Origin of the sequence: Aquisalimonas asiatica (assembly GCF_900110585.1) — a bacterium.
Lineage (GTDB): Bacteria > Pseudomonadota > Gammaproteobacteria > Nitrococcales > Aquisalimonadaceae > Aquisalimonas > Aquisalimonas asiatica.
This window is the reverse complement of record NZ_FOEG01000007.1, coordinates 64,802-90,449: the sequence shown is the minus strand read 5'-3', so window position 1 is coordinate 90,449 and position 25,648 is coordinate 64,802. Positions and strand designations below refer to the sequence as shown.

Here is a 25,648-nt window from a genome sequence, read left to right as displayed (position 1 = left end):
GCGTGGCGCGAATGCTACTTGAGAAACACGTACTGGCCGGGAGCATCCCCCAGGGGGACGATGCCCTGGTCGGGCGCCCCGAGCCCGGGTGGTTTGCGCCGGGCACCGGAGCGTGCCCGCAGCCACTCCCGCCACTCCGGCCACCAGGACCCCTCCTGCACCGGAATCTGCTGCTGAAACGCCTCGGCGTGCATGAGCAGCTCGTCAGGCTGATGGGTGTTGACCCGGTACCGGCGCCGCGGGTGTTCCGGCGGGCTCACGATCCCGGCGTTATGCCCACCGTTAGTCAGCAGAAACGTAACCGGGCTGCGCGCCAGGCGGTTGATCTTGTAGACGGACGTCCAGGGCGCCACATGGTCACGCTCCGTCCCCACCACGAAGAACGGTGCATCCACGTCGGCCAGGTGGACCACGTCGCCGTCCACCTCGAACAGGCCGTCGGCGAACTCGTTGTCCAGGTACAGGCGCTGCAGGTATTCACTGTGCATCCGGTACGGCATGCGAGTGGCATCGGCGTTCCAGGCCATGAGGTCGTTCATGGGCATGCGCTCGCCACGCAGGTACTGATTCACCAGGGCTGACCACACCAGGTCCTGGGAGCGCAGCAGCTGGAATGCACCGGCCATCTGCTTGCCGTCCAGATGGCCGGTTTCCCACATGATGTCGTCCAGGAACGTGACCTGGCTGTCGTCGATGAACAGCCCCAGCTCTCCCGGTTCCCTGAAATCCGCCTGGGCGGCGAACAGGGTAACCGTGGCCAGCCGCTCGTCCCGCTGGCGGGCCATGGCGGCCGCGGCGATCATCAGCAGCGTACCGCCAAGGCAATACCCCACCCCGTGCACCCGCTGGTCCGGCACCACGGCATTGACGGTCTCCAGCGCCGCCATGACACCGAGACGCCGGTAATCGTCGAAGCTGAGATCGCGATCGGCGGCGTCCGGGTTCTTCCAGGAGATGGCGAAAACCGTGTACCCCTGCTCCACCAGGTAGCGGATCAGCGAGTTCCCGGGGCTGAGGTCGAGGATGTAGTACTTCATGATCCACGCCGGCACCACCAGGATCGGCTCCGGGTGAACCGTCTTCGTCGCCGGCTCGTACTGGATGAGCTCCATCAACCGGTTCCGGTAGATGACCTTCCCGGGGGTCACGGCAACCGTCTCGCCGGGCTGATACGCCTCGGCCCCGGCAGGGGGCGCACCACTGAGCATGCGCTGGATGTCCTCGCCCAGGTGCCCGGCGCCCCGGATCAGGTTGGCACCGCCCTCCTCCATGGTCTGACGCAGCAGCTCCGGGTTGGTGGCCAGGTAGTTGCTCGGCGAGAAGACGTCCAGCATCTGGCGGCCGACAAAATTCACCACCTCCTCATGGTGAGGCGTGACACCCCGCACCCCGGTCGTGGCGTTATGCCACCACTGCTGCGTGAGCAGAAACGACTGGTGAATGACGTTGAACGGCCACTGCTGCCACTCGGGGGCATCGAAACGGCGATCGTTGGGCAGTGGCTCGATGCACCGCTGCGCGTCGTCCCGATGGCACTGGCCGGCGTAGAGCCCCAGGCGCGCCGCCTTGCGCAACACCTTGTTCGCCAGCTGGGCCTGTTTGCCCGGAGCACTGGCCAGGTGCAACGCCCAGTCCAGGTAGGCGAGCTGCAATGCCGCCGGTGACAGACCCATGGTGGCGCGGCCGATGGCCACGCGGACCAGCCGATCCACAGGCGATGGCGCGTCGGGCGGATTGATGTCGGCGGTCGGTACGGTACTACGGGACATGGCGGCTCCAATGGTGTGGCGATAGCACGATGACCCTATTGAACACGCGACGGGCAACCGAACAGTTGATCCGGATCAAGACCATCCTGTTCCGACCGGCGCACAGTGTTGACTCCCCCGGACCTTCGCCGGCGGGACGACCGGATATGGGAGGACTCGACATGACAGCCGCCGACATCATCGTGCCCGTGGAGAGGACGCCGCGCTCACTCCGCGCCATCGCCCCCGCCAGAGCCCTGGCGGAGCAGACCGGCCGCGGCATCCATCTGCTGACCGTGATCCCCACGGAATCCTCCGATGAGGACCGTCGACGCGAGCTGGGCCAGGAAGCCCGCGACCACGGCATTGAGCCGAGCCGGATCTCCGTCATCAAGGCCGATCTCAACACTGTCCCCGTGGGCGCGGAAGAAGGGGCACTCTGGGGCGCCATCGCCGAGGCCCCCGACGCCTTGATCTGCATGGCCACCCACGCGCGCGGCGCCGTGGGCGACATGCTCCTGGGCAGTGTCGCGACCGATGTGCTCAACCGGGCCGGACGCCCGGTGATCCTCACCGGTCCCCGACTGAACGCCGACTGGGCGGGCCCGATCCGGACGCTGGTGGTGTGCCTGGACGGCTCTCCCCTGTCGGAGGCCATCATCCCGCCAGCGGCGGAACTGGCACGGGATACCGGGGCGGAACTGTTCCTGGTGCAGGCTCAGGAGCCGGACGTGCACGCATCGGCATTGTCCGCCGACACCACCGAATCGGGCTACGTCCAGCGCATCGCGCGTCAGATCCAGAAGGACTACGGGCTGCAGGCGAACTGGGACGTACTGCACGGCACCAGGCCGGCACGGGCGATCAGCGAATACGTTGCCGCAATGCCCGGCGCCATGGTGTGCATGACCACGCACGGCCGCACGGGGCTGGGCAAGCTGGCGTTCGGCAGCGTCGCCCGCGACGTCATCCACGACGTTCACTGCCCGGTACTCGCCTACCGGCCGACGCAGACCGGGTGATTGCGCACTCCGGCGCAATCAGGGACGCCCATCAGCGACCGCCGCCGGCGGTCGCTCAGTGGCGTGGCCCCGAGCGGTAGTAGCGCCCGCCGATGAAACGGTCGAAAAACTGTCCCAGGGCGGGGTGATCGATCTGCTCCCCCAGCCGGTCAGGCTGCAGGTGCCGTTCGGCGACATAGGTGCTGTGCAGCGCACCGTCCACCAGCACGTGATACCACGGCTGGTCCCTGGGCGGCCGGCTTCGGGCCATGGCGTCATACCAGTCATCCGTCCCCTGAAAAACGGGGTCCACGTCGACGATCACGCCGCGGTAGTCGAACTTCCGGTGATGGACCACGTCGCCGACGGAGAATTTCGGCCTGACCTGCATGACACCCTCCCCGCCAGGCGCCGGCTTTCCGGCACCTCAGCTTGCAAACACGGTCTCTAACGGGAACTATGGGGCGCATTGCGCGCAAACGCAAAGGCCGTCACAGATTCACGACCGGGAGGCCCCATGACCAGACAGGTGGAATTCTTCTTCGATTTCGTCAGCACGGCCAGTTACCTGGCGTGGACGCAACTGCCCCGGGTCACCCGCGAAACCGGGGCGGAGATCACGTGGCGCCCCATGCTGCTCGGAGCCGTCATGAAGGCGTCGGGCAACACACCACCACCGGCCATCCCCGCCAAGGGCAAGTACCTGCGCCGGGACTTCGGGCGCTGGGCCCGGCGTTACGGGGTGGAGCTCAACTTCCCCTCGCGGCACCCGGTGAACACGGTCACCACCATGCGGGGCGCCGTTGCCTACATCGACAGCCCCGTCTTCCCGGCGTATCTCAAGAGCGTCTTCGAAGGGTTCTGGATTCATGACCAGGATATCGAGGACCCGGAGGTCATCGCGCGGCTGGTGGAACAGGCCGGCATCGACCCGGAGGAATTCCACGCGGCCATCGAGCGCCAGGACGTGAAGGACCGCCTGCGGGCCAACACGGACGAGGCGGTGGAGCGCGGCGCATTCGGTGCACCGACCCTGTTCGTGGGCGACGAGATGTTCTTTGGCCAGGACCGCCTCGATTTCGTCATCGAGGCCCTGGGACGCGACTGATGACTGCACGGCCGGCGCGCGTCGCGCCGGCCACGGTTCGCTTCTCCTGTTCGGAGCCCTGAAATGAGCCATCCGGTGATGCGATGGATCCGGCAGGGCGGGCTGTTGCTCCTGGCCCTGCTCGCTGTATCGGCCACGGCCCACGGGCAGTCGGACCCCGCCGAGATTCTCGAGGAACGCGACGGCGGTGATCTCGTCGACGAGGATGAGCGCGAGGCCTTCGTCCAGTCCCTGGAGCAGGTGATCTCCACACTCGAGGACGCAGAGCGACGCGGGGCACTGATCGAGGACCTGAAGGAACTGCAGGGCGCCGCGGACGAGACCACGGAACCGGATGCGGTGGATACCGACGCGGGATTGTTTGGCGCCATCAGCCACACCCTCGACGAGGTGAGCGGCCGCACCGACGAACACACCCCCCTGGAGACCTGGCAGCAGCACCTGGACGCTGCCCGCGACGACGTGGCCGAGCTGGCCGCCGACCTGGACCCGGAGACGCTATTCGCCATTGCCGCGGACGCGGGCACGTTGCTGGCTATCTGGCTCGCGGTCCTGCTGCTGACCATGGCGGCAGGCCGTCGCATCACCCGGCTCCGGGGCTGGCCGCTGGAGCTGCCGAACAATCCGCGCGGCTGGATGCTGGCCATCTACTTTCTCCGCCACGCCCTGCCGTGGGCCTTCGGCGCGCTCGTCCTGCTTGCTGCCGTCGAGCTCATCGCCATTTCCGCGGGTCACGTGATCGCACTGCTGATTGCCTATGTCAGCCTGTGCGGCCGCGCCTTCGCGCTGATCTGTGAGCTGGTGATTGCACTGTTCAACCGCGGCCATCGCCGCCCGGCGGTTGCGGTGATCCGCAGGCGCGGCCTGCCGCGACTGTTCCTGGTGGGCGCCCTCGCCGCGCTGGCCAACGCCATGGCGATCGATCGTTTCGACGGGGCCATCGGCGAGGATCTGGCCCAGCTGCTCACGCTCGGAGGCAACGGCCTCGCCGCAGTGATCACGGGGTTCATCATCCTGCAGCTGCGGCGTCCGGTGCAGCATCTCATCTATAACCGGCCCTACCCTCAACGGCGCGAATCCGGCTCCACCAACGACATCCTGCGCCTGGTCAGCAGATTGTGGCACGTCCCCGCACTGCTGCTGATCCTGCTGTCCCTGATTCCCGTGGCGCTCGCCTCGGGGGACCCCGAGGTGGCACTGTCCCGCGGGTTGGTCATGGCAAGCCTGCTGGTCATTACCATCGTGGTGTCGCGCCTGATCAGCCACCACAAGGAACGCCGGCAACGCCGCTACCGCCGAATCACCCAGTACCGCGAACGGCTTGAGACCTTCGGCTACGCCCTGGCTCAGCTGGTGACGTGGACCGTGCTCGCGGAGCTCTCGCTATGGGTCTGGGGCGGATCCCTGTTCGGGCTTGGCCAGGAGGGTATCGGCGCGCAGATGGGTCAGGCCCTGCTTGCCGTAGGCCTGACGGCGCTGCTGGCGTGGCTCACCTGGATTCTCACCGACACCGCCATCCAGCGGGCACTGACGTCGACCACGACCGCACGGGGCCGCCGGGTGAACGTCGCGCGGGTACAGACCATCACCCCCATGATCCGCAACGTGGTCTTCACCGCCATCGTCATCATCGCCGGCATCGTCGGGCTGGCGAACCTGGGCGTGAATGTCACCCCGCTGCTGGCCGGCGCCGGTATCATCGGCATCGCCATCGGCTTCGGCGCGCAGACACTGGTGCAGGACCTCATCACCGGCCTGTTCATCCTGATCGAGGACTCCCTGGCCATCGACGATTTCGTCGACCTCGGCGGCCAGATGGGGACGGTGGAAGGGCTGAGCCTGCGCACGGTGCGCCTGCGGGATATCGACGGCATTCTGCATATCGTGCCGTTCAGCGAGATCAAGGCGATCCACAACATGTCGCGTCAGTTCGGGGTGGCCCTGATCCGCATCAACGTCCCGGCCTCCATGGGCGTGGACGACACCATGGCGCTGATCCGGGAAGTGGACGAGGACATGCGCGAGAACTCCCCGCTGAAACAGTACGTGCGGGCACCGCTGGAGTTCCAGGGTGTGGAGCGTTTCGAGGATGGCGTCGCGGTCCTGCGAACGCGTATCCATACCAAGCCGGAGATGCAGTGGAACGTCTCCTGGGACTTCAACCTGCGGCTGAAGCAGCGCTTCGAGCAGGAGGGCATCGACCTGGCCCGGGGCCGCGTCAGCGTCTTCATGGAAAACGGCGCCGACAGCTCGCGGCCGGAGACCGAGCCAACGCCGGAAGAGGAACAGAAGGACCAGCCGCACACCACCGCACGCGGCGCCGAGGACGATCCGGACACCGGCGACACGCCCTCTGACGGCGACCCGGCGCCCGATCAGGCATGACCGCCGGCGTTCCGGGCGACGGGCTCAGTCGTCCAGTTCGCCGAAAGTGATCTGGTTGCGGCCGTGCTCCTTCGCCCTGTAGAGCGCACGGTCCGCCGCACGCACCAGGGCAGCCGTGGACAACACGCTGTCGTCGCCGCTGTAGGCGACCACGCCGATGGACGCGGTCACATGGAACGTCCGCCCGTCCTCGCCGGTATACACCTCCTCCGCGAGGGCCGTACGCAGCCGCTCGAATACAGCCTCCGCAGCCTCCCTGTCCGCCCCGGGCAGCATCACCACGAACTCTTCCCCGCCGTAGCGGGCCACGCAGTCGCCGTCCCGCAGGTGCCGGGTGAGCAGCCCCGCGATATGCATGAGCACCGAATCCCCGACCGGATGCCCGTAGCGGTCATTGACCACCTTGAAGTAATCCAGGTCGAGGAACCCGATCACCAGCGGCCAGCCATGCTCCCGCGCGCGGGCGAACTCCGTTTCGAGCCGCTCGTCCAGATAGCGCCGGTTGTGAATGCCGGTGAGCGGATCGCGGCTCGCCGTCTCGCGCCACAGGCGTGTGTTGCGTTCCAGTTCCGCGGAGCGCCGGTGCTGCTCTCCGGCGTGATCGAGCAGCTGCAGGCTGCGCATCGCCAGCACCTCGCGCGCCTGATCCACCACACCCGCCGCACGGCGGTGCGAAATGATCCGTGTCTCGAACAGGCGCTCCAGTTCGGGGAACCCGGACGGCAGCCGGTCCAGCAGCGCTTCCACCTCGCCGCGCTCGAGCGCCAGCCAGCGGCTGGCCCGGTCGGCCAGCATGGCCGCATCGGCACCGTGATCAACCCCCAGGAAAAGATCGGCAACCCGCCCGGCCACCGCCACGCAATGGAGCTGAAACCGCTCGCTGTCGGCCACATCCATGCCGAGCGGGTCGTGGCTGCCCTGGGCCGCCAGCGGCAGATACTCCGGCAGACACCAGTACCGCATCAGCCAGGCACCGGCCTCGCCGTGATCACAGCCAAGGGTCTCCGCCTCCAGCTCCAGCAGGTGATCATGTGCTGGCGGAACCACGAGCAGTTTCCCGTAGCGCTCCGGCAATGCCGCCTCCAGCGCCAGAATGCCGATATCCTGCAGCAGGCCGGCGAGGAACAGTTCCTCCAGGTCACGCCGCCCAAGCATCGCCCCCAGTTCCCGTGACGCCGCGGCGGACACAAGCGCCCGACGCCAGACATAATCGATGGTGCGGGCACTGCCCGGGGCCTGGCGCAGGGAGTCGGCCAGGGAAAACGTCAGTGCCAGCGTCAGGGCGCCGTTCAGGCCGATGACCGAGACGGCCTGCTGCAGGTTGCGGGAACGGCGACGCTGCGCATACAGCGGCGAGTTGCTGACACGCAGCATCCGGCTCGCGACCGCCGGATCGCGGGACAGCAAGGCAGCGAGACCGCTGGTATTGACTTCCGTTTCGCGCCCCAGCTCGACGATGCCCATGGCGACATCGGACATGCTTGGTAAATTCGGGCAATACTGAAGCGCTTCCCTGATGTCAGCGTCCATTGATGATCCTTCGGTCACAGTGGATCGGCAGCGACGACAATCCGATCACAGTCAGCAGTGGGAAGCCGCGTTACAGTCCGGTAGTTTAACAGCCACGATGACGGGTGCCTCCCAACCTGGTCACACCATCAACGAACGGCGGCTCAAAGGACGTCACTCCATGAAACGATTGCGCTGGGTTGCAGCCATCTGGCGCCGCTTGGTTCCCGGTCTCCTCGCAGCCCTGCTGGGGAGCGCGCAGGCCGTGCAGGCCGCTGACACCCTGCCCGGTCCGGTGCGTGCTGTCATGGACGCCCATGAGCTGCCTGATGAAGCCGTCAGCGTCTGGGTTCAGGGGGTGAACCAGGACGCCCCGCGCCTGGCGTTCAACACCGACCTGCCCCAGAACCCCGCCTCGGTGATGAAGCTCTATACCACCTACGCCGCGCTGGAGGCACTCGGCCCCGCGTATACGTGGACGACGGAAGTCCACGCCGACGGCCCGGTACACGACGGCGTGCTCGAGGGCGACCTGTGGATTCGCGGCTCCGGCGATCCCTACCTGGTGGCGCGGGACCTCTGGCGCCTGCTCGGTGAAGTGCGGGGCCGGGGGATCCAGCGGATTACAGGCGACCTGGTGCTGGACACGTCGGCATTCGCCCATTCGGAAACCGACCCGGGCGCCTTCGACGAGCGGCCGTTCCGGGCGTACAACCAACAGCCCCATCCCCTGCTGATCAATTTCAACGTGCTGGATTTCGAGCTGGAACCCAGCCTCGACGGCCGCGACATTCACGTCAGCACCTATCCGCCCATGGCCAATCTGCCGGTGGAGAGCCGGCTCTCCGCCTCCGCGGGCCCCTGTTTCGGCGGGGCCCACAGCCGGGTCGCCTACGACATCGCCCAGGAACCGAATGGCCAGGCGGTGATCCTGGAGGGCAGCTACCCGGTCTCCTGCGGCAGGCAGCGCCTGACACGCTCGGCGATGACACCCGAGGACTACGTCTACGGGCTGTTCCGGGCGCTCTGGAAACAGTGGGACGGCACGTTCGAGGGGGGGCTGCGCAGCGGCGAATGGGGCCGGGGGGACACCACGCCGGTGGCCGTCCGTGAGTCACGCCCGCTCGTGGACGTGGTTCGGCTGGTCAACAAGTACAGCAACAACGTCATGGCCCGGCATCTGGCCCTCACCCTGGCGGTTGAGCACGAGGCATTTCCGGCCACGGACAGCGGCAGTCACGAGGCGGTGTCGTACGCCCTGGCGCGCGCCGGCGTCGACACAACCCGCATGATCATGGACAACGCCGCCGGCCTGTCACGCAACAACCGGGTCACGGCCCGGCAGGTGGCCGCCCTGCTGCAGCAGGCGCGCACCAGCCTGGTCATGCCCGAGTTCAAGAGCTCGCTGGCGGTCGCAGGCAGGGACGGCACGCTACGCAACCGTTTCAATGACTCCCCGCTGACCGGGCGGGCGCGCATGAAAACCGGCAGCATCGATCACGTCTCCGCGATTGCCGGCTACATGCGCTCGGCCCGGGACGAAGACCTGCTCGTGGTGGTGCTGGTCAACGCCGAGGACGCCCACCGGGGCGCCGGCCGCGCCGTGCAGGACGCCGTGCTGCAATGGGCTTTCCACAGCGCCGCCCCATGACCCGGGGCGCCCGGGCGCGCTACCATGCCAGGCGGCAAGGAACTGCGGGGCCACCGGCACGGGGCCGCACACGGATCACTGCTCAGACAACCGCAAAACCAGCAAGGGGCTGCCCATGGAAATCGTCATCACTCTCCTGATCGTGCTCGCCGTTCTGATCGTTCCCGGCGTTCTGCTCTACAACCGCCTGGTCCGCAAACGGAACGCCTTCAAGAACGCCTTCGCCCAGATCGACGTGCAGCTCAAGCGCCGCCACGACCTGATCCCCAACCTGGTGGAAACGGTCCAGGGCTACATGACCCATGAGCGGGAAACCCTCACGGCAGTGATCGAAGCGCGCAACAATGCGGAACAGGTGCGCCAGCAGACCTCCGGCGCGGCCGGTGACCCGGCCTCCATGGAACAGCTCGGCAAGGCCGAAGGCTCGCTCGGCGGCGTCCTCGGGCGGCTGTTTGCCCTCTCCGAGGCCTACCCCGACCTCAAGGCCAACGAGAACTTCCGCAGCCTGCAGGAGGAGCTGACCTCCACGGAGAACCGCGTGGCCTACGCCCGGCAGGCCTACAACGACGCAGCCATGCGCTACAACAACGCCGTGGAGACCGTGCCGTCGAACATCATCGCCGGCATGTTCAACTTCGCCCGCGCCGGCATGCTGGAGTTCGAGGACCGTGAGGCCATGCAGGAACCGCCGAAGGTGCAATTCTCTTGAGCAGCAACGGCTTCTTCAATTTCGCCGAGGCGCAGGCCAGCGCCCGCCGGCGCACGATGGTGCTGGTGGCACTGTTCCTGCTGCTGACATTGCTCATTGCCGTCGCCGTGGGCGCCCTGGGTGGCCTCCTCCTGGGTGGTGCCGAGGAGGAGTGGGCACAGCAACAGCAGGCCGCCGGGCCGGAAGCCGGCGACCGGTCGCTGCTCGAGCGCTTCGACCCCGCGGCGGCCATGGCGGTGGGTCTCGGCGTCATGGGCATCATCCTGATCACCGCGGCGGTACGGGGTGCCCTGCTGGGCGGAGACGGCGCGCGCGTCGCCCAGTCCATGGGGGGCACGGAAGTCACCCGGGACACCACCAACCCCGCCAAGCGTCAGCTCTACAATGTGGTGGAGGAAATGGCCATTGCCGCCAACCTGCCCATGCCGCGGGTGTTCGTCATCAAGCACGAACAGGGCATCAACGCCTTCGCTGCCGGCAACTCGCCGGAGACCGCCGCCATCGGCATGACCCACGGTGCCCTTGCCACGCTCAACCGGCAGGAACTGAAAGGGGTCGTGGCCCACGAGTTCGCCCACATCGCCAACGGCGACATGCGGCTCAATCTGCGGGTCATGGCCATGATCTTCGGCCTGGTGGCCCTGTCGGTGGCCGGGCGTATGGCCATGCGCAGCGTCTTCATCGGTGGCGGCCGCCGCGATCAGCGCGTGGTCATGGCCGCCATGGCCATCGGCGCCGCCCTGCTCGTCCTCGGCGCCCTGGGGGTGCTGGCCGGCCGCATGCTCCAGGCCGCCATCTCCCGGCGCCGGGAGTACCTCGCCGACGCCACCGCCGTGGAGTTCACCCGTGAGCCGGAGGGGCTGGCCAATGCCCTGAAGAAGATCGGCGCACTGCAGGAAGCCGAGCACCTGAACAACGCCCATGGCGAGGAAGTCCGGCACATGCTGTTCGCCGAGGCGGTGTCACGCCGCTCGCCGGGGCTGATGGCCACCCATCCGCCGCTGGTGGAGCGTATCCGCGCCCTGGATCCGGCCTTCAACCCGGACGATGACCCGGTGTGGCGCAAACCGCAGAAGGAGATGATGCGGGAGCGGCGCCGGGAGCTGCACGGCGACGCCGCCTGACTCCGTTCAGGCGGTGCGGCGCAGGAGCTCCATGACGGCCCATTCCAGATCCCGCAGGGTGCGGCAGCGCAGGGCCTCACTGCACCGCCGGGCGTAGGCGGGCATCTCGGAATCACCGGTGCCCCAGCTCCGCTCCGGCTCCGGGTTGAGCCAGATCAGCTCTCTGGCGCGCCCGGCAATGCGCTCCAGCGCCGGCAGCCCGGGGTCCCCGTAGTTGTTGCGCCCGTCGCCGAGTATCACCACGGTGGTCTGCCGCTGGATGAGCCGGTCGGTCACGGCGTCGAAGCGGGCCAGCGTACCGCCGTAGTCCGTGGAGCCATTGCCATACTGCGCCAGGGCCTCGTCCATGGCCTGAGCCGGGTGGTGCCGCTGGAACAACGCGGTCACATCCACCGGCTCACTGGCGAACACGAATGAATGCACCTCCGGCAGCACGTCCTGCAGGGCGTGCATGAACGGCAGCAACACGGCCGCCTGACCACGCACCGACTGGCTCACGTCGCACAACACCACTACCCGGGCGCGGTCGCGGCGGCGCGATTTCCACTGCGGCCGAAACGGCACCCCGCCCCAGCGCAGGCTGGCGCGCAGTGTCGCCCGGGCGTCCAGGGTACCGCGGTCCCGGCGTCGTCTGCGCCGACCGTGACGGGCAGCAAGCCGCCGGGCGAGCCGCTGCACCAGCTCGCGCATGCGTGCCTGGTCACGCCGATCCAGCGCCGAAAGGGGTGTCTGCCGCAGCACACGGTCACGGAACGTCCAGGCCTGGGCCTCCGCCTGCATGCGCACACGCTGATCCACCCGTGCACGAATGCGTCGATCCAGCGCCGCGCGCGCCGCGGCAAGCCGATCCGCCGGCTCACCGGCAGCGCGCCGTGCGCGGATGGTCTCGTCCACCGCCTGCAGCTCCAGTGCCTGACGCACCCGCTGGGTCATCACGCCGGTCTGGGTCCAGTGCCGTGCGGACGCAACATCCGCCTCGGCCATGGCTTCGGCCAGCCTCGTCTCCAGGGCCGCCGTGTCACCGTTTTCCAGCTCCCGCGCCAGGCCGCCGCCACTGCCGGGCATGGCCGCCGGCGACGCGCTGGCCGCATCGGCGTCGGCCTCGTGCCCCTCCCCTGTCGCCGGCACCCCGGCCACCTGGAAGTAACGATCGAAGCAGGCATCGAAGGTGGCCCGCTGGTCCTGGCTCGTCACCAGGGTGGCGGCCAGGGCACGGCGCACCCGCTCCCGGTCGGTGACACCCACCACCGCGAGGGCCCGGGCGGCATCCGCCGTCTGCGCCGGGCCGACATCGATGCGGGCACCGCGCAGGAGGTGGACGAACTCGGTGAGCAGGTGGTCCATTGGTCTACTGGTGTCGCGCCTGGATCTCCCGGATGCGCGGCGTGGCCAGCTCCACGTCATCCTGGAACTTGAGCAGCACGTTCAGGGTGCGCCGGACCACGTCGGCATCCAGCCGCTCCGCCTGCAGCAGCACCAGCGTGCGCGCCCAGTCCAGCGTCTCCGAGATGGCCGGGCGCTTGCGCAGATCCAGTTCGCGCAGGCCGTGCACGAACGCCACCACCTCGTCGCGCAGCCGCTCGCCCAGATCCGGCACGCGCTGCTCGAGGATGCGCCGCTCCAGGGCTCGGTCCGGATACGGGATGTGGAGATGGAGACAGCGCCGCTTGAGGGCATCGGAGAGCTCCCGGCTGGCGTTGCTGGTGAGAAAGACCAGCGGCGCCGTGGTCGCCTCGACGGTGCCGAACTCGGGAATGGTCACCTGGAAATCCGCCAGGAACTCCAGCAGAAACGCCTCGAACTCCGGATCGGACTTGTCCACCTCGTCGATCAGCAGCACCGCGCCCTGCTCCGCGCGCAGCGCCTGCAACAGCGGCCGCGCATCCAGAAACGGCTCCGAGAAGAAGCCACCACCGAGCCCGTCGAGCCGCTCCACCGCCGCGTCCAGGTCCTCGGTGTCGGCCAGCAGCGCGCCCAGGCGGTCCCGCAGGACCTGGGTGTAGAGCAGCTGCTTGCCGTACTTCCACTCGTACAGCGCACGCCCCTCGTCGAGCCCTTCATAGCACTGCAGCCGCAGGAGCTGGCGCCCGGTGACCGAGGCCATGGCGCGGGCCAGTTCCGTCTTGCCGACACCGGGCGGTCCTTCCACGAGCACGGGTTTCTCCAGCGCCTGGGCCAGGTAGACGGCCGTGGTGACGTCGTCACCGCAGATATAGCCGGTCCCCGCCAGGCCGCTGTTCAATGCGCTCATCCGTTGTTCTGCGTCACTCATGCAATACGCTCGCTGATTCCCATACGGTGGTGTGCTGCCTGATCATCGGGGATGGGGCTGCTCCCAGGCAAGCTCGGAGGAGACGTCGCCGGGCGTTTCAGGAGACTCCAGCTCCGCCCGGATCCGCGGCAGGTAGTCCGGATGCTCACGCTGCACGTACGCCACCAGCCCCTCGCGAATCCGGCAGCGCAGATCCCACGTCCGGGTGGAGTCGCTGGCACTCATGAGAAAGCGCACCTGCAGGGCCTGACTGGACGAATCGGTGACCTGCACCGTGCTGGTGGCGCCATCCCACTCCGGCGCCAGCTCCAGCAGGCGCAGAAACTCCGTTCGCAGGGCATCCACCGGCATGCGGTAGTCCACCCACAGGAACACGGTGCCGAGGAGATCCGTGGAATGGCGCGTCCAGTTCTGGAACGGATTCTCGATGAACCACTGCAGGGGCACCACCAGACGGCGCAGGTCCCACACGCGCAACACCACGTAGGTACTGGTCACTTCCTCCACCCAGCACCACTCCCCGTGCACAAACAGGACGTCATCAATGCGGAAGGGCTGGGTCAGCGCGATCTGCATGCCGGCCAGCAGGTTGGTGAGCACCGGGCGGGCGGCGAACCCGAGGATGATGCCGCCAATGCCGGCGGACGCCAGCAGGCTGGTCCCCAGCTGCTGCACCGGCGGAAACGTCATCAGGGCGGCCGCGAACCCCACGATGACGATCAGGATGTTGAGACCCCGGGTGATGAACCGCGTCTGCGTCTCGATCTTGCGGGCCTGGCGGGTGCGCTCGGCCTGGGCCAGAGGTGGGTTGAGCTTGACGATCACGTCACCCACACCGGCCGAACAGCGCACCGCCGCCCAGGTGATGGCGACGATCAGCAGCAGTGTGATGCCGTGCTTGTACACCGCGACAAAGGCGGGATCCGACGGCATACCCTGGGCGACGAGTTGCAGGGCGAGCAACACGGCCACCGCACCCAGGGCGCGCGCGGACCGGTCAAGAAACAGCCGCCCCGCCCCGTCGGCGGGCAATACGCGACGCAGCCCGGCGAGACCGAGCCGGTAGCCCGCCAGGACAACTCCCACGGCAAACACCGACCCGGCGGCAATCACCACCCAGTCACGCCCGTGATCGGCTACGGCCTCCAACATGCGCCCATCTCCGCCGCGGTTGACCCAGCGCACAGCATACCCACCTTTCCGGGAGGAACGCAGCCGTCCTTGCCACGCCTGCGGTCCTCGACCAGACTTCCCGGGTCGCCGGAGGAGCCGTATGCGTCAGTTTCTCGTCTCGATCATCGCCCTGCTGACTTCAGTGGCCATCATGCTGATCGGCACCGGGCTCATGGGCACTCTGCTCAGCGTGAGACTCAATTTCGAGACGGTGGACCCGCAGATCAAGGGCATTATCCTGGCTGCCTATTACGTGGGCCTCGTGGCGGGCTCCCAATGGGCTGGCCGCGTGATCCGCCAGGTCGGTCACATCCGCGCCTTCGCCATCTTCGCCGCAGCCTGTACCGCCGCGATTCTGCTCCAGGGGCTCTACGTCCTCCCGGCGGCCTGGTTCCTGCTGCGCGTTCTGATCGGATTCAGCATTGCCGGCATCTACATGGTCGTGGAGAGCTGGCTGAACGAGCGCGCGGATCCCGCCAACCGCGGCCGTGTGTTCTCCCTCTACCAGGTGGTCTCGTATCTCGGGCTGGGCGCCGGTCAGCTGCTTCTCCCGTTCGGAGACCCGGCCGGGACCGAGCTCTTCATGGTGGTGGCCATCCTGTTTGCGCTGTGCCTGGTGCCGGTGGCGCTGAGCCGCGCGAGCTCGCCACCGGAGCCGGCTCCGCACACCCCCATGGCGCTGACCGCGACGCTCACCGGTTCGCCGCTGGCGGCGTGGACCTGCATTGCGTCCGGCCTCATGAGTGGCGCCCTGTTTACGCTGGCACCCGCGTTCGGGCTACGTATCGGACTCGACGTCAACGGCGTGGCGCTGTTGATGGCCAGCCTGATATTCGGCGGGATCGCCCTGCAGTGGCCGATCGGCCTCCTGTCGGACCGGGTCGGCAGACAACCGATGATCCTGCTGGCGGGGAGCGTATCGGCGCTGCTGGCACTGGGTATCGCCATGCTGGCAACAACCGTGCCCCTGGAACTGCTGCTCGCGGCCACGGCGATCTTCGGCGGCTTCACGTTCACGTTCTACCCACTTGCGGTGGCGCAGGCGAATGATCGTGCAGGCACCGGTGGCGATTTTGTTGCGGTCGCCGCTGCACTGCTGTTCCTCTGGGGTGTCGCCGCAGCCGGCAGCCCCGTCCTGGCCGGCTTGATCATCGCCGCGCTGGGCGGGGCGGGCCTGTTCATCTACATGGCGGTGATCGCCGCCGCCACCGGCGCCGCGGCCTGGCTGCTGCGACACGAGCGCGCCGCCGCCCACGGCCCCTATCGCACCATGAGCCGCACCACCCCTGCCATCCACGAGCTGGACCCGCGTGCCCATGCGGATGACGATCAGCCTCCTCCGAAATCACTCCCGGACGCCAGCGCCGCCTCCGATCCCGAAGACACTTGACAGTGTGCGGGTCGGCGACTAATTCTGTCACAGAGACAAACAGCCACTTTGTTTCAGCACAGAACAATACAGTCTTTTGATCCCATCCACGGATGATGGGACTCCAGACAGGCACCGGGTCGCCGCCGTGAGCGTCCGGAGCCTCTTCATGCGTCGCAAGTGCGCAACGTCACGGCAAACAATGAGGAGGAGATGCGATGGAAAGCATCAAGAGGGAAACCACGCTGACCGCCTGGCTGACTGCCACGGCCTTCGCACTGGCAACCGGCACGGCAACAGCACTGAGCCCGGGCAACGGCGATGACCTGCCACCCCCGGAGGACGACGAGACGGGCACCGGCTTTCCGTCGGTCAGCAACTTCGCTGAAGACGGGCCGTACTCCACCACATCGTCCACGGAGAGCGGCGGGTGGTTCTCGGATGGCTGCGAGATCCACTACCCCACCGACCTGGGTGATACGGGTCTGCAGCACCCCGTCATCATCTGGGGCAACGGCACCGGCACCAGCCCCACCACCTACGGCAGCCTGCTGTCGCACTGGGCGAGCCACGGTTTCGTGGTGGCCGCAGCGGAGACCTCCAGCGCCGGGGATGGCGAGGACATGATCGACTGCCTCGATTACCTGGAGCAGGAGAACGCCAACGGCAACAGCGTCTACGCCGGCAACCTGGACATGGACCGGGTGGCGACATCGGGCCATTCCCAGGGCGGGGGCGGCAGCATCATGGCTGGTCAGGACCCCCGGGTCACGGCAACGGCGCCGATGCAGCCCTACGTGATCGGGCTGGGCCATGACAGCGATTCCCAGAGCAACCAGAACGGGCCCATGTTCCTCATGTCCGGGAGCAGCGACACCATTGCAGGCCCGATTCTCAACCAGCGCCCGGTGTTCAACAACACCAACGTGCCGGTGTTCTGGGGCACCCTGGATGGCGCCGGTCACTTCGAGCCGGTCGGCAGTGCCGGCGATTTCCGCGGCCCCTCCACGGCATGGATGCGGTATTACCTGATGGACGACGCCCATGCGGCCTACGTCTTCTTCGGTGCCGACTGCGTCCTCTGTGAGAGTGGCGACTGGGACGTGGAGACACGGGACATCAACTGACGTTCCGTGCAGGATGGCCGGTGCCCGCAACGACCCCGGGCACCGGCTCTGTCCGCCCGAACAGACCATGGCAGCCTCCTCGGAACAGCCCACCCGCGCCGGCCTCGCAAACCGGACTCTGCCGATCGCCCTTGCCGCGCTCGCGGGTCTGCTCCTCAGCCTGCCGTTCCTCCTGCCACAGGCGTTTGTCGCCGGCTGGGTCGCCCTGGTCCCGCTGCTCATGGCACTGGAGAACCGTTCACTGAAAGGCGCCTGGCTCCTGGGACTGGTGGCCGGCCTGACCGCATGGGCGTCCGGCACCTACTGGATGGCCGATTTCTTTTCCCTGTTCAAGGGGTACTCAGCCCCCTGGCATACCGCCGCCGCGGCGGTCTACTGGCTCTACGCCGCCCAGGCATTCGCCCTCGCGGCGCTGGCACTGCAGTGGCTGAGACGTGTCACCGGGCTCTCCGACCTGCTGCTCGTGCCCATCGTCTTTGTCGGTGTCCTGAACCTGTTCCCTGTGCTGTTTCCGCTGCGGCCCGGCGAGGGACAATCCCTGTTTCTCCCTGCCATCCAGGGCGTGGACCTGGGCGGTGTGCGCACCCTCGACCTGCTCATGGCCCTGGCGGCGACACTGATCCACGAGCAGCTCCGCGTCGCCGGGCACAGAAGCCGGCTGTCGCTTCGGCTGGCCGCCGCCGGCCTGCTGGTCGCGTGGTTCGGTTACGGCATCGCCGCCCTTCACGACTGGCGTGAGACAACCGCGACCCTGCCCCCCCTGACCGTGGGGGTGGTGCAGCCCAACGACCCGCCAACCCGGGGTATTCCACCCCTGCCCTCCGGCTACTCGCGTCTGGCGCCCCCGGAGCTGGAGGCGACCCGCGATCTGGCCGGGGCCGGTGCCGAGCTGGTGGTCTGGCCCGAGGCGCGTTACAAGGGCTACCACCGCAACCCCGGTGTCCGGCACCGCTACCATCAGGCCGCCCGGGAACTGGGCATCACCCTGGCGTTCCAGGATGCGGAGACGGCCGATCAGGGCGGCGGGACGCACCACTACAACACCGCAAGCGTACTGGGTCCGGACGGCGCACCTGCAGGCCACTACCGCAAGATGGGCCGGGTGCCCTTCGGGGAATACCTACCATGGGCAGACACCCTGCCCTGGCTGGCCCCCGCCGCGGAGGCCTACTTCGGTGACTTCATGGAGACGCTCACGGCCGGGGACCGGCCGGACGCCATTGAAGTCGCCGGGCGACGCGTGATCCCGCGCATCTGCTACGAGACCGTGTTCCCCGAGCTGGTCGCGCGCGGCGTGGATGGCGCCGGCGGGGTCCTGGTGGTGCACTCGATGAACAACTGGTTCGGTGAAACAGCGCAGCCATCAATGCACCTGCGCACGTCGATTCTCCGCGCGGTGGAGAATCGCGTGCCCATGGTGCATGCCATCAACAACGGCCCGTCTGCCCTGGTCGGCCCCGATGGGGGGATCATCAAGGCAACCACCCCCTTCGCAACGGACACCCTGCTCGCTGACCTGCCGGACCCGCAGGACACCGGTGCCACCCTCTTCAACCGGTATCCGCGGGCAGTGCCCATGGCCCTGAACACGGGCCTGGGCGTCCTGGTGGCCTACGCCGCCGCATGCGCCTGGCGCCGACGCGCCGGTCAGCGCGACAGAGGCCGCACGAAGACGTCCATGCGCGACGGCGTCACCGGTGGCCCGAACTGATTGAACACCGGGATGTCCGCGGCGTCGCGCCCCTGGGCCAGCGTGACCCGTGCCTTGTTGTTGCCCGGGCGGGTGGGATCGAACGTGTACCAGCGACCACCAACGTAGGCTTCGAACCAGGCGTGCAGATCCATGGGTTCGAGATCCTGGAGATAGCCGGCCACCATGCGTGCCGGGATATTCAGGCTGCGGCACAGGGCAACGGCCAGGTGGGCGAAATCACGGCAGACCCCTTCGCCCCTGGCGTACACCTCAAGGGCGGACACCGGCGAGGGATCCGACTCCGGCAGGTAGGTGAGGTGCTGGTACACCCACTGCGAGATCGCAGCGACCTGGTCGTATCCCATGGCTGCGCTGCCGGCGGCCTCGCTCGCAACGGCGCCCAGGCGGTCGGATTCGCAGAAGCGGCTCGGCATGAGGTAGACCAGCACCTCGTCGGGCAGGGTTTCCACCGGCACGTAAGGCGCACCGGAGGCGATCGCCTCCTCGGCGGCCACATCCACCTCGGCCGAGGTCTCCACGGTGAACAGGCCGGGCGGAGCCACCAGGCGCTGACACAGGTTGCCGAAGCCGTCGACGTACTCGGTTGCCGGCACGTGGGGCGTGAGCGCATAGCGTTCACTGATGATCCACTGGTACCGGCCACTGCGCGGCCGCAACAGCAGGATCAGTGGCGTTGGCTGCGGACACTCCATCCGGATGACGCACCCGACCTCAAGCCGCATTCATTGTTCTCCCTTGACCTGAATCATGTTGTCCGCCTGCCGGAGCCTTCACGCTAACACGCGGTAGACCTGTCCGGAGACGGCTGATGGATTTCGCGCACAGCGCCCGAACCGAGGAACTGCGATCCCGGGTGATTCAGTTCATGGAACACTACGTTCTGCCCTACAACAGCCAGTGGCACCGGGAAGCGGCAACGGGACAGTATCCACTGGAGCTGGTGGACGACATCAAGGCACTGGCCCGCTGGGACGGCCTGTGGAACCTGTTCCTCCCGGGGCTCCGCGGGGATGAGCCCGGCACGGCCCTGAGCAACCTGGAGTATGCACCCATCGCCGAGGTCATGGGCCGGGTTCACTGGGCACCCGAGGTGTTCAACTGCTCGGCGCCGGACACCGGCAACATGGAGCTGCTGCACCTGTTCGCTTCCCCCCGCCAGTATGACAGCTGGCAGCGGCCCCTGCTGGAGGGCACCATCCGCTCCTGCTTCGCCATGAGTGAGCCGGACGTGGCCTCATCGGACGCCACCAACATGCAGACCTCCATCCGCCGTGACGGCGATGAGTACGTGATCAACGGCCGCAAGTGGTTCATCACCGGGCCGTCCCATCCCAACTGCCAACTGGCGGTGGTGCTCGGGGTGTCGAATGCGGACCCGGACAGCGATCCCCACGCCCGGCACAGCATGGTGCTGGTGCCAATGGATGCACCGGGGCTGGAGGTGGTGCGCAACATCCCCATCATGCACTACCACTCGCCCGAGGGGCACTGCGAGCTGGTCTTCCGGAACGTGCGCGTCCCGGCGGAGAATCTTCTCGGCGAGGAAGGCCAGGGCTTCGCCATGGCGCAGGCACGGCTGGGGCCGGGCCGCATTCACCACTGCATGCGCTCCATCGGCCAGTGCGAGGTGGCGCTGGAGCTGATGCGGGAGCGGGCGCTGGAGCGCCGCACGTTCGGGCAGTATCTATCGGACCAGGCCAACATCCGTGAGTGGATCGCGGAGTCCCGCCTGGAGATCGATCAGGCGCGGCTGCTGGTGTTGCAGGCGGCGTGGCAGATCGATACACAGGGCGCCCGGGCGGCGCGCACGGCGGTGTCGGGGATCAAGGCGGTGGTGGCGCGGCTGCAGACACGGGTGGTGGACCGGGCCATGCAGGTGTTTGGCGCCATGGGGCTGACGCCGGATACGCCGTTGAGTTATCTCTGGACCTGGGGCCGGGCCATGCGGTTCCTGGATGGGCCGGATGAGGTGCATCTGCGGAGTGTGGCGCGGGACGAGTTGCGCAAGGCGCGGGAGACGCGGGGGGCGACGGCGCCGTATTTCACGTTTACGGATCAATAGAGCGGCAGGCTGGCGGGCTTCGCTCCGGAGCCTGGGCTACGGTGTTCCGATCACGGACACGCCGTAAACCCGTCCATGGGCGCTTGACCGCGGCCGTCCGGGCCGCGGACAGTCCATGATCAGGGCACCCGCCCCATGCCGGAAGCTCACTGGCCATTGCCGCCTTATCCGGATCAGGCTCGCTGGAACACCTTTCCCGGATTCATCAGGTTGTGGGGGTCCAGGGCGGCCTTGATGCTGCGCATGACGGCCACGGCGTCGCCGTGCTCGGCCTGGAGGAAGGGCATCTTGCCCATGCCGATGCCGTGCTCGCCGGTGCAGGTGCCGTCCAGGGCCAGGGCGCGTTCCACGAGGCGTTCATTGAAGGCCTTGGCCCGGGCGTAGTCGTCGGCGCTTTCCGGGTCGCAGAGCAGGATGACGTGGAAGTTGCCGTCACCCACGTGGCCGAGGATGGTGCCGGGCATGGGCAGGCGTTCCAGTTCGCGCTGGGCGTCCGCGATGCAGTCGGCCAGTGCGGACACGGGGACGCAGACGTCGGTCAGCACCGGCCGGGCGCCCGGGCGCAGTTGCAGTGCGGCGGGATAGGCGTCGTGCCGGGCCTGCCAGAGGCGGTTGCGCTCCTCTTCGACGGTGGCCCACTGGAAGGTGTGTCCCCCGTGCTCGCTGGCAATGGCCTGGGTGGTCTCCGCCTGCTCGGCGACGCCCGCCGGGGAGCCGTGGAACTCCAGGAACAGGTGCGGCGCCTCGGGGTGATCCAGGCCGGCGTACCGGTTGATGGCCTGCATCTGCAGCTCGTCCAGCAGTTCCACCCGGGCCACGGGGACGCCGGTCTGGATGGTCTCGCTGGCCGCCTCCACGGCATCCCGCACCGTTGGAAATGCGCACACGGCGCTGCTGATGGCCTCCGGCAGGCCGTGCAGGCGCAGGGTAATGTCGGTGATCACACCCAGGGTGCCCTCGGCCCCGATGAGCAGGTGCGTGAGGTCGTAGCCGGCGGAGGACTTGCGCGCGCGGCGGCCGGTATCGATCACCCGGCCATCCGGGAGGACGGCGGTGAGGGAGAGGACGTTGCCGGCCATGGTGCCGTAGCGCACGGCGTTGGTGCCGGAGGCGCGGGTCGAGGTCATGCCACCGATGGACGCATCCGCCCCCGGGTCGATGGGGAAGAACAGCCCGGTATCGCGCAGGTGGCGGTTGAGCTGCTTGCGGGTCACGCCCGCCTGCACGGTGCAGTCCATGTCGGCCGCGTTGACCGCCACCACCTGATCCATCCCGGAGAGATCGATGACGACGCCGCCGTGCAGGGCCTGCACATGCCCTTCCACGGCGGTGCCGGTGCCGTAGGGGATCATGGGCACGCGGTGGCGGGCACAAACAGTCACAGTTGTGGCCACGTCGTCACGGGAGCCGGCAAAGACCACGGCGTCCGGTGGCATCACCGGCCAGCCGGATTCGTCATGGCCGTGCTGCTCGAGCACCGTGGCGTTGGTGGACACCCGCTCGCCCAGGCGCTCCCGCAGTTCGGTCACGACCCGGTTCACCGTGTCGGCGGGCGGCCTCGCGTCGGCATCACTGCTCATGCCGGTCATGACTCGCATTCCCCTCGTCCATTGACCGGACCGACGCCCGGCCGCGCGCGGCCAGCTGATCCAGCCGGTCGATCTGTTCGTCCAGCCGCGGCAAGGCCTCGCGCCGGTAGCGGGAGACCTCGTCGATGGCGGCGAGCACGTCGGTAAAGGCCTGTTCCAGCTGCTCCATGTCCAGGGACGTGGAGGCCGCCCGGTTCTGGATATCGACACCCTGGCCACGCAACGCTTTCGCGGTGCCGGCGATCATGTCGGAGGTGCCACTGTTCAGCGCTTCCACGCGGTCCAGCACCAGCCGCTGGTTGGCCAGGCCCATGGCCACGGTCACGGCCACGTTCAGCGCCGAGACGGTGACGTTGATGGCGCGATCGACGCCGCGCATGAGTTCACGGTTGTTGCGGATGACCACTTCCAGCGCCAGCACGCCCTGCTGCGCCACGGCCAGCTGCTGCTGCAGATCGGTGATGCGCTGGCGCAGCGGAAACAGGAGTTCGTTCTCCAGAAAGGCGCGGCGCGGGTGCTCGGCCGGGTACTCCGCCGCGGCGGCCACCAGCCGCTCGTCGATCAGGCGGCCCAGGGCCACGTCCCGCTCCAGGCGTTCCATGCTGGCCCGCAGCGCGGCCTGATCGTCACTGAGAGTGAGATTGTCCCGCCGGAGCATGTCACGGCCCGATTCCAGGTCGTGGATAATGCCGTCCAGCGCTTCCTGCGCCGTCTCGAATCGCCGGAAATAGCGCTGCATGGGACTTCCCACGCCGGGAATGCGCCCGAGCAGGCGCGACACGCCACCGCGGGAGAGCGCGTGGCGATGGGGGTCGAGGTCGTCCATGCGTGCGCGCAGGTCTTCCAGGGAGCGGGCCACCGGGCCGCCATCATCCCCCTGGTGCGCAAGCTGCCGCAGCGGCGTCTGCAGCATGGCGCTGCGATGCGCGGCTTCCTGCTGGGCATCGGCACCCATGGTATCCACCGCCTCGCGCTGCCGCTGGGCGTGCTCCGCATCCGCCTCCAGCATTCTGCGCACGAACGCATCCGCCTCTGCGGCCAGGGTCGCCTCGGCGTCGGCCGTGTCGGCGTGGCCCGTCAGATCCTCGGGGTCCGGGATGGCGAGCTTCAGGGTCGCGTCGCCGTGGTCGTCACTGGTTTCGGTCATGCCTTTCGCCCGTCACTCACTACGCTGATACCGGCCCGCGCCGTCGACAAAGCGCTGCAGATCCTGCAGCGCCCGCTCGGCGGCGACGGACGCATGAGGCCGCGCCGTCTCGACCCGGGCCACCGCGACCGTGGCATCGTCCAGCGCGGTGATCACCGCCTCGTTACGGCCGCCCAGCGCTTTCAGGCTCGCTTCCGTCTCCTGCAACAGGTCCAGGCGCCGCTCCAGAGCCTGACGCTCTTCAGCTGGCAGCGTAGCACCTTCACGCTGCAGGCGTCCGCGCACGTAATCGGCGTCGACACCGGCAACACTGGCCGCCTGGGAGGCCATGGCGTGGAAGTTGTCCAGCGCGCCCCGGCAGACCTCGGCCATGAGCCCTGCGGCCCGCTGATAGGTCAGCTCGCCGGGATCGAAGCGCGCGCCCAGGACCGCAAGACCGTGACTGTAACGGGAGTACAGGCGGTCCACCTGCACGGCGAGGTCCCCCCGCCGCGCCTCCTGCAGCCGTCTCTTCACGTTGCACAGCGCCTGGACCACCGCGTCGGCATCCTCGGGCGGGTGATCGGGGTCGAGCACGGCGACCCCCGCTTCCCGCGCGCGCGCCTCCTTCTCGGCCTGCCGCTGCCGCTTGCGCGCCTCCTGTTCCCGGTGCTGGCGCTTCTCGCGGCGGCGTGCCAGCCATCGTCGCCAGGCCCGCTCCAGCGGCACTTCCACAGCAATGGCAAGGAGCCCGACGATCCAGCCGGCCAGCGTCGGGCCGAACCCGCCCCAGAGCGACGTCAGCCAGAGCAGGAAGGCGAGAAACGGAATCCCCAGCCAGTAGCGCAGGATGACGTGCCACCGGCTCGGCGGTTCGTTGGGCACCGCCACTGCCGGATTCACCATGCCGGCAATGAACCACGGGATACAGGAGAGGAACAGGCCGTAGGCGAACCCCTGGAGAAAGCCGAGCATGCGCTAACCGCCCCCGCGGCGCCGGACGGCCCCGCCACCGCGGGCGGCGGGGCCGACGTTCCCGGCCGCCTCAGTCGTAAACGTAGAAGCCACGACCGACCTTGCGACCCAGGTAGCCGGCGTCGACCATCTGCTGCAGCAGCGGCGACGGGCGGTACTTCGGGTCCCCCAGCGCGGAGTGCAGCACCTTCATGACTTCCAGACAGGTGTCCAGGCCGATCAGATCGGCCAGGGCCAGCGGCCCCATGGGGTGGTTAGCGCCCATCTGCATGACCTTGTCGATGTCCTCCGGCGCGGCGATGCCCTCGGCGCAGGCGAAGCAGGCCTCGTTGATCATGGGCACCAGGATACGGTTCACGGCGAATCCGGGGCTGTCCTTCACGGCCACGGGCTCCTTGCCCAGCTGCCGGGTCAGGCTCTCCACCTGCTCGAACACGGCGTCGCTGGTCTGCAGCGCACGCACCACCTCCACCAGTTTCATCACGGGCACCGGGTTGAAGAAGTGCATGCCGATGACCCGCTCCGGGTTCGCGGTGGCCGCGGCGATGCGGGTGAGCGAAATGGACGAGGTGTTGGACGCCAGGACGGTCTCGGCACTGACCAAGTCCGAGAGCTTGCGGAAGATGTCCAGCTTGAGCTCCTCGCGCTCGGTGGCCGCTTCGACGATGAAGTCGCAGTCGGCAAGGCCATCGAGCCCCACCACGCCTTCAACCCGCCCCAGGGCCGCACCGTGATCGGCCACGGAGAGCTTGTCCTTGGAGACCAGGCGGTCCAGGCTCTTTTCGATCGCCTTGCGCCCCCGGTCCACCTGCTCCTGCCCGATATCGGACATTTTCACGCTGAACCCGCTCACGGCAAACGCCTGGGCGATGCCGTTGCCCATGGTGCCCGCACCGATCACACCGACAGTCTTGACGCTCATGACTTGCTTCTCCCGTTGAATGTCGCATTGCACGAAAACCGGGTCACATTAGCAGGGTTTTCGTCCGTGGCAAGCGGCCGCACC

21 protein-coding genes are annotated in these 25,648 nt (G+C 67.9%); 10 read left to right on the top strand and 11 right to left on the bottom strand.

Features of this window, described 5'->3' with window-relative positions:
* Window positions 1–14 precede the first annotated feature (14 nt).
* Entirely contained in the window at window positions 15–1,769 is a 1,755-nt protein-coding gene (locus tag BMZ02_RS14225) for a PHA/PHB synthase family protein (protein WP_091645098.1), read from the bottom strand.
* Between the two features lie 161 nt (window positions 1,770–1,930).
* Here BMZ02_RS14225 and BMZ02_RS14220 point away from each other — a divergent pair, with 161 nt between their 5' ends.
* The gene (locus tag BMZ02_RS14220; RefSeq protein WP_171909939.1) at window positions 1,931–2,770 is read left to right on the top strand and encodes a universal stress protein; all 840 of its coding nucleotides are present in this window, start codon (window positions 1,931–1,933) and stop codon (window positions 2,768–2,770) included.
* A gap of 55 nt (window positions 2,771–2,825) precedes the next feature.
* Here the strand turns inward: BMZ02_RS14220 and hspQ are convergent, their stop codons facing one another.
* Window positions 2,826–3,140, bottom strand: a complete 315-nt coding sequence (hspQ, locus tag BMZ02_RS14215) for a heat shock protein HspQ (RefSeq protein ID WP_091645094.1) — start codon at window positions 3,138–3,140, stop codon at window positions 2,826–2,828.
* Between the two features lie 126 nt (window positions 3,141–3,266).
* On the opposite strand from hspQ, the gene BMZ02_RS14210 reads away from it, so the two are divergent.
* Together BMZ02_RS14210 and BMZ02_RS14205 are read left to right on the top strand one after the other, a co-directional pair.
* Window positions 3,267–3,857 (top strand): 2-hydroxychromene-2-carboxylate isomerase, encoded by a 591-nt coding sequence (locus BMZ02_RS14210; RefSeq protein WP_091645092.1) that lies wholly within the window; start codon window positions 3,267–3,269, stop codon window positions 3,855–3,857.
* Between the two features lie 63 nt (window positions 3,858–3,920).
* A complete protein-coding gene (locus BMZ02_RS14205; protein WP_091645090.1) occupies window positions 3,921–6,242 on the top strand; it encodes a mechanosensitive ion channel family protein in 2,322 nt (773 codons plus the stop codon).
* A 24-nt stretch (window positions 6,243–6,266) separates the two neighbouring features.
* Here BMZ02_RS14205 and BMZ02_RS14200 read toward each other — a convergent pair whose 3' ends face one another.
* Complete coding sequence (locus BMZ02_RS14200) at window positions 6,267–7,772, bottom strand: GGDEF domain-containing protein (RefSeq protein ID WP_091645088.1); 1,506 nt, start codon at window positions 7,770–7,772, stop codon at window positions 6,267–6,269.
* Between the two features lie 160 nt (window positions 7,773–7,932).
* Between BMZ02_RS14200 and dacB the strand changes: the two genes are divergently transcribed.
* From dacB to BMZ02_RS14185, 3 genes are all read left to right on the top strand, one after another.
* Window positions 7,933–9,402: a D-alanyl-D-alanine carboxypeptidase/D-alanyl-D-alanine endopeptidase gene (dacB, locus tag BMZ02_RS14195; RefSeq protein WP_171909938.1), complete on the top strand. Its 1,470-nt coding sequence runs from the start codon at window positions 7,933–7,935 to the stop codon at window positions 9,400–9,402.
* Between the two features lie 115 nt (window positions 9,403–9,517).
* On the top strand, window positions 9,518–10,111 hold the full coding sequence (locus tag BMZ02_RS14190; RefSeq protein WP_091645084.1) for a LemA family protein: 594 nt from the start codon (window positions 9,518–9,520) through the stop codon (window positions 10,109–10,111).
* The gene (locus BMZ02_RS14185) at window positions 10,108–11,235 is read left to right on the top strand and encodes a M48 family metallopeptidase (RefSeq protein WP_091645082.1); all 1,128 of its coding nucleotides are present in this window, start codon (window positions 10,108–10,110) and stop codon (window positions 11,233–11,235) included. The genes BMZ02_RS14190 and BMZ02_RS14185 overlap by 4 nt, the downstream gene beginning before the upstream one ends.
* Before the next feature lie 6 nt (window positions 11,236–11,241).
* On the opposite strand, the gene BMZ02_RS14180 is transcribed toward BMZ02_RS14185, so the two are convergent.
* From BMZ02_RS14180 to BMZ02_RS14170, 3 genes are read right to left on the bottom strand one after another with little or no spacing between them, the layout of a single operon-like run.
* Window positions 11,242–12,579 carry a VWA domain-containing protein gene (locus BMZ02_RS14180; RefSeq protein ID WP_171909937.1) on the bottom strand — a complete coding sequence of 446 codons (1,338 nt, stop codon included), beginning with the start codon at window positions 12,577–12,579 and terminating at the stop codon, window positions 11,242–11,244.
* A 4-nt stretch (window positions 12,580–12,583) separates the two neighbouring features.
* Window positions 12,584–13,507 carry an AAA family ATPase gene (locus BMZ02_RS14175; RefSeq protein WP_091645078.1) on the bottom strand — a complete coding sequence of 308 codons (924 nt, stop codon included), beginning with the start codon at window positions 13,505–13,507 and terminating at the stop codon, window positions 12,584–12,586.
* A 42-nt stretch (window positions 13,508–13,549) separates the two neighbouring features.
* Window positions 13,550–14,659, bottom strand: a complete 1,110-nt coding sequence (locus tag BMZ02_RS14170) for a mechanosensitive ion channel family protein (protein WP_091645076.1) — start codon at window positions 14,657–14,659, stop codon at window positions 13,550–13,552.
* Window positions 14,660–14,780: 121 nt separating this feature from the next.
* On the opposite strand from BMZ02_RS14170, the gene BMZ02_RS14165 reads away from it, so the two are divergent.
* From BMZ02_RS14165 to lnt, 3 genes are all read left to right on the top strand, one after another.
* On the top strand, window positions 14,781–16,070 hold the full coding sequence (locus tag BMZ02_RS14165) for an MFS transporter (protein WP_171909936.1): 1,290 nt from the start codon (window positions 14,781–14,783) through the stop codon (window positions 16,068–16,070).
* A gap of 197 nt (window positions 16,071–16,267) precedes the next feature.
* Window positions 16,268–17,176: a poly(ethylene terephthalate) hydrolase family protein gene (locus BMZ02_RS14160; protein WP_091645073.1), complete on the top strand. Its 909-nt coding sequence runs from the start codon at window positions 16,268–16,270 to the stop codon at window positions 17,174–17,176.
* 67 nt (window positions 17,177–17,243) lie between these two features.
* Window positions 17,244–18,887 carry an apolipoprotein N-acyltransferase gene (gene lnt / locus BMZ02_RS14155; RefSeq protein WP_171909935.1) on the top strand — a complete coding sequence of 548 codons (1,644 nt, stop codon included), beginning with the start codon at window positions 17,244–17,246 and terminating at the stop codon, window positions 18,885–18,887.
* Here lnt and BMZ02_RS14150 read toward each other — a convergent pair.
* Window positions 18,824–19,612 carry a transglutaminase domain-containing protein gene (locus BMZ02_RS14150; protein ID WP_091645070.1) on the bottom strand — a complete coding sequence of 263 codons (789 nt, stop codon included), beginning with the start codon at window positions 19,610–19,612 and terminating at the stop codon, window positions 18,824–18,826. The two genes, lnt and BMZ02_RS14150, sit on opposite strands and share 64 nt — an antisense overlap.
* Window positions 19,613–19,698: 86 nt before the next feature.
* Here BMZ02_RS14150 and BMZ02_RS14145 point away from each other — a divergent pair, with 86 nt between their 5' ends.
* A complete protein-coding gene (locus BMZ02_RS14145) occupies window positions 19,699–20,952 on the top strand; it encodes an acyl-CoA dehydrogenase family protein (RefSeq protein ID WP_091645069.1) in 1,254 nt (417 codons plus the stop codon).
* 173 nt (window positions 20,953–21,125) lie between these two features.
* Here the strand turns inward: BMZ02_RS14145 and BMZ02_RS14140 are convergent, their stop codons facing one another.
* The 4 genes from BMZ02_RS14140 to BMZ02_RS14125 form a co-directional block, all read right to left on the bottom strand.
* Window positions 21,126–22,550: an FAD-binding oxidoreductase gene (locus BMZ02_RS14140; protein ID WP_245754044.1), complete on the bottom strand. Its 1,425-nt coding sequence runs from the start codon at window positions 22,548–22,550 to the stop codon at window positions 21,126–21,128.
* Window positions 22,522–23,688, bottom strand: a complete 1,167-nt coding sequence (locus tag BMZ02_RS14135; RefSeq protein ID WP_091645067.1) for a toxic anion resistance protein — start codon at window positions 23,686–23,688, stop codon at window positions 22,522–22,524. The genes BMZ02_RS14140 and BMZ02_RS14135 overlap by 29 nt, the downstream gene beginning before the upstream one ends.
* 12 nt (window positions 23,689–23,700) lie before the next feature.
* Window positions 23,701–24,642: a cobyrinic acid a,c-diamide synthase gene (locus BMZ02_RS14130; RefSeq protein ID WP_091645066.1), complete on the bottom strand. Its 942-nt coding sequence runs from the start codon at window positions 24,640–24,642 to the stop codon at window positions 23,701–23,703.
* A 70-nt stretch (window positions 24,643–24,712) separates the two neighbouring features.
* Window positions 24,713–25,564, bottom strand: coding sequence for a 3-hydroxybutyryl-CoA dehydrogenase (locus BMZ02_RS14125; RefSeq protein ID WP_091645064.1), 852 nt, complete (start codon window positions 25,562–25,564; stop codon window positions 24,713–24,715).
* Window positions 25,565–25,648 lie beyond the last annotated feature (84 nt).

What these genes read in the sequence shown, in the direction of transcription:
- BMZ02_RS14225 (WP_091645098.1), bottom strand. Translation starts at nt 1,769, where the DNA reads ATGTCCCGTAGTACCGTACCGACCGCCGACATCAATCCGCCCGACGCG.
- BMZ02_RS14220 (WP_171909939.1), top strand. Translation starts at nt 1,931, where the DNA reads ATGACAGCCGCCGACATCATCGTGCCCGTGGAGAGGACGCCGCGCTCA.
- hspQ (WP_091645094.1), bottom strand. Translation starts at nt 3,140, where the DNA reads ATGCAGGTCAGGCCGAAATTCTCCGTCGGCGACGTGGTCCATCACCGG.
- BMZ02_RS14210 (WP_091645092.1), top strand. Translation starts at nt 3,267, where the DNA reads ATGACCAGACAGGTGGAATTCTTCTTCGATTTCGTCAGCACGGCCAGT.
- BMZ02_RS14205 (WP_091645090.1), top strand. Translation starts at nt 3,921, where the DNA reads ATGAGCCATCCGGTGATGCGATGGATCCGGCAGGGCGGGCTGTTGCTC.
- BMZ02_RS14200 (WP_091645088.1), bottom strand. Translation starts at nt 7,772, where the DNA reads ATGGACGCTGACATCAGGGAAGCGCTTCAGTATTGCCCGAATTTACCA.
- dacB (WP_171909938.1), top strand. Translation starts at nt 7,933, where the DNA reads ATGAAACGATTGCGCTGGGTTGCAGCCATCTGGCGCCGCTTGGTTCCC.
- BMZ02_RS14190 (WP_091645084.1), top strand. Translation starts at nt 9,518, where the DNA reads ATGGAAATCGTCATCACTCTCCTGATCGTGCTCGCCGTTCTGATCGTT.
- BMZ02_RS14180 (WP_171909937.1), bottom strand. Translation starts at nt 12,579, where the DNA reads ATGGACCACCTGCTCACCGAGTTCGTCCACCTCCTGCGCGGTGCCCGC.
- BMZ02_RS14175 (WP_091645078.1), bottom strand. Translation starts at nt 13,507, where the DNA reads ATGAGTGACGCAGAACAACGGATGAGCGCATTGAACAGCGGCCTGGCG.
- BMZ02_RS14170 (WP_091645076.1), bottom strand. Translation starts at nt 14,659, where the DNA reads ATGTTGGAGGCCGTAGCCGATCACGGGCGTGACTGGGTGGTGATTGCC.
- BMZ02_RS14165 (WP_171909936.1), top strand. Translation starts at nt 14,781, where the DNA reads ATGCGTCAGTTTCTCGTCTCGATCATCGCCCTGCTGACTTCAGTGGCC.
- BMZ02_RS14160 (WP_091645073.1), top strand. Translation starts at nt 16,268, where the DNA reads ATGGAAAGCATCAAGAGGGAAACCACGCTGACCGCCTGGCTGACTGCC.
- lnt (WP_171909935.1), top strand. Translation starts at nt 17,244, where the DNA reads ATGGCAGCCTCCTCGGAACAGCCCACCCGCGCCGGCCTCGCAAACCGG.
- BMZ02_RS14150 (WP_091645070.1), bottom strand. Translation starts at nt 19,612, where the DNA reads ATGCGGCTTGAGGTCGGGTGCGTCATCCGGATGGAGTGTCCGCAGCCA.
- BMZ02_RS14145 (WP_091645069.1), top strand. Translation starts at nt 19,699, where the DNA reads ATGGATTTCGCGCACAGCGCCCGAACCGAGGAACTGCGATCCCGGGTG.
- BMZ02_RS14140 (WP_245754044.1), bottom strand. Translation starts at nt 22,550, where the DNA reads ATGCGAGTCATGACCGGCATGAGCAGTGATGCCGACGCGAGGCCGCCC.
- BMZ02_RS14135 (WP_091645067.1), bottom strand. Translation starts at nt 23,688, where the DNA reads ATGACCGAAACCAGTGACGACCACGGCGACGCGACCCTGAAGCTCGCC.
- BMZ02_RS14130 (WP_091645066.1), bottom strand. Translation starts at nt 24,642, where the DNA reads ATGCTCGGCTTTCTCCAGGGGTTCGCCTACGGCCTGTTCCTCTCCTGT.
- BMZ02_RS14125 (WP_091645064.1), bottom strand. Translation starts at nt 25,564, where the DNA reads ATGAGCGTCAAGACTGTCGGTGTGATCGGTGCGGGCACCATGGGCAAC.